The sequence below is a fragment of the Alcanivorax sp. HI0083 genome (genome assembly GCF_001635175.1).
Map to the genome: position 1 here is coordinate 1 of NZ_LWFX01001384.1, position 2,299 is coordinate 2,299.

Annotated in this window: 2 protein-coding genes and 1 pseudogene; 2 read left to right on the forward strand and 1 reads right to left on the reverse strand. The window is 58.5% G+C overall.

Translation table 11 applies throughout. The annotated features are described in order from the left end of the window. Window positions 1–941: radical SAM family heme chaperone HemW (hemW, locus tag A3754_RS20915; protein ID WP_063521218.1), on the forward strand; the 941-nt coding region annotated here is incomplete at its 5' end. 91 nt (window positions 942–1,032) lie between these two features. Next, window positions 1,033–1,794, forward strand: a complete 762-nt coding sequence (locus tag A3754_RS20920) for a TetR/AcrR family transcriptional regulator (RefSeq protein WP_231880721.1) — start codon at window positions 1,033–1,035, stop codon at window positions 1,792–1,794. 245 nt (window positions 1,795–2,039) lie between these two features. On the opposite strand, the pseudogene A3754_RS20925 reads toward A3754_RS20920, so the two are convergent. Then, a pseudogene (locus A3754_RS20925) lies at window positions 2,040–2,299 on the reverse strand (hypothetical protein); the annotation flags it as partial.

The following is a 2,299-nucleotide window of genomic DNA, read 5'->3' on the forward strand; positions in this document are numbered from 1 at the left end:
TGATGTCCGCCGACTTTTACCGACAACTTTTCCAGGGTATTCGCCAGCGGCTGACCCTGCAGCCAGACGCCGAGATCACCCTGGAAGCCAACCCGGGCACCCTGGAAGCCGGCCGTTTCGAAGGCTTTCGCGCGGCAGGCATCAACCGCCTGTCTATCGGTGTCCAGAGTTTCAATAACACGCATCTGCAAGCGCTGGGGCGCATCCACGATGCCAGCGCCGCCATCGACGCCGCCCACCAGGCGCAAGCCGCCGGCTTCGACAATTTCAATCTGGATATCATGCATGCGCTGCCCGGGCAGAGCCACGCCCAGGCCCTGGACGATCTGCAGCAGGCCATCGCCCTGCAACCCACGCACCTGAGCTGGTACGAGCTGACCATCGAGCCCAATACCGTTTTCTACCGCGCGCCTCCGATCCAGCCAGACGGCGACGCCATGGCCGACACCGAACAGGCCGGCTTCGCCCTGCTCGCGCAGCACGGTTACCAGCGCTACGAAATTTCCGCCTTCGCGCAATCTGGACACCGCTGCCGGCATAATCTCAATTACTGGCAATTCGGGGACTATCTTGGCATAGGCGCCGGTGCTCACGGCAAGATCACTGACGCGACACAGGGCAGCGTGCATCGTTACCAGAAAACCCGAAAACCCGAGGACTACCTGACCGACGCCGCCCATGCTCGCCGCCAGTACCAGTCCATTGCCCGCGAGGACCGCCTGTTTGAGGCCCTGCTCAACGGCTTGCGCTTGGTCAACGGCATCACTTGGCAGACACTGGAGGACGCCACCGGAGAGCCGGTCTGGCAATGGCAAAACGCCCTTGTCCCGCTGGAACAGCAGGGGTTGCTCGCCATCACAGACCAACGACTGGCCTGTACCGATAATGGTTTACGTCACCTGAACGGCTTGCTGGAAAAACTGGCAGCGGCGCTTCTGTAGGCGGCACGTTTGTCTGCACGACAACAAAAGCGCTTGAACCCTATTGCAAGGCTATTCACACTGAATGGCGGGATCACAAAAGATTATGACTATGACAAAAACACGCAGCGGGCGCGAACAAGCGCTGGCAGAAAGAGAACAGCTCTTTATTGAGGCAACCCGGCAACAGCTCTGCGATGAAGGCTTGCTGGGCGTGCAGATGGCGGCCATTGCCCGCAGCTGCAATTTTGCCACGGGCACACTCTATCACCACTTCGCCTCCAAGGAAGACCTGCTCATCGCGGTCTGCACCGAGCTGACCACCACGCGGCGGGAATACTTCGAGAAAGTCGCCCATTCCGACCTTCCCAACCGCGACAAGATGCTGGGCTTTGCTCTGGCCTACTCACTGTTTGCCCAGCATTACCCTGAACACTTCCGGCTCGAACAGTACATCATGACCGAAGTGGTCTGGCTGGCGTCATCACCCAGCCGCCGGGAGCAGTTCCTGACCGCCACCCAGCCTATTGGCAGGATGGTAGAACAGGTGGTTCGCGATGCCATTAGCAGTAACGAACTGGAAGACCATGGCCAGGACCCGCTGACATTCAGCATTGGCCAGTGGTCCATGTCCATGGGCATGCATACGCTGATCCATGCCGACGGCATCCTGGATATGTACGATCTGAAAGACCCTCACAGGTTGCTACTGCGCAACGTGCAGCTCCAACTCAATGCCCTGCAATGGCAGCCGCTTGACGCCCCCCCCTTTGATGACGACGCACTGAGCAGCAAAGTAGCCAGCCTCTGCGACACGCTGTTCGCCGAGCTGTGCACTGAAAAAGGCAGTTGCCTCAAACTTGGTTGCGCCTGAGCCCCGTCTCGGCCGTCTGCCAACCATAAAAAAGCCCCGCAAGTGCGGCAATGCTGTTCACTTAAGAGAAGCAGCGCTGCGCCAACATCTTCGTCATGCGAGCATGACTTCCCACCAATCCCAAAGTTTGAGGGAGATTGTGGGAAGCGATGTTTACATCGCGAAGGCTTTAGGCATGGCACAGAACCTTAAGTGAACGGTATTACCGCAAGTGCGGGGCTTTTTTATGGTGCAATGAACAACGATTATTCTGCGCTGGCCACCGCTTCCTGTTCCTGTTTTTCGTTTTCCTGCAGTTCTTTTTCTGCCTTCAGGCTCTCGTGCTGAGCCGGCGTACAACCGAGGCAACGAACGAAAGTATTCTTGCCCGGATTCATCACCAGCACTTCACCGGCTTCTCCCGGATTGCCCCCCAGCAGGCTGAACGGCAGCGTGACCACATAAAGGCCTGCTCCCACCACCGTGGATGCCAGCAGCAATGGGCGCGCAAAAACCGCGTCGCCGA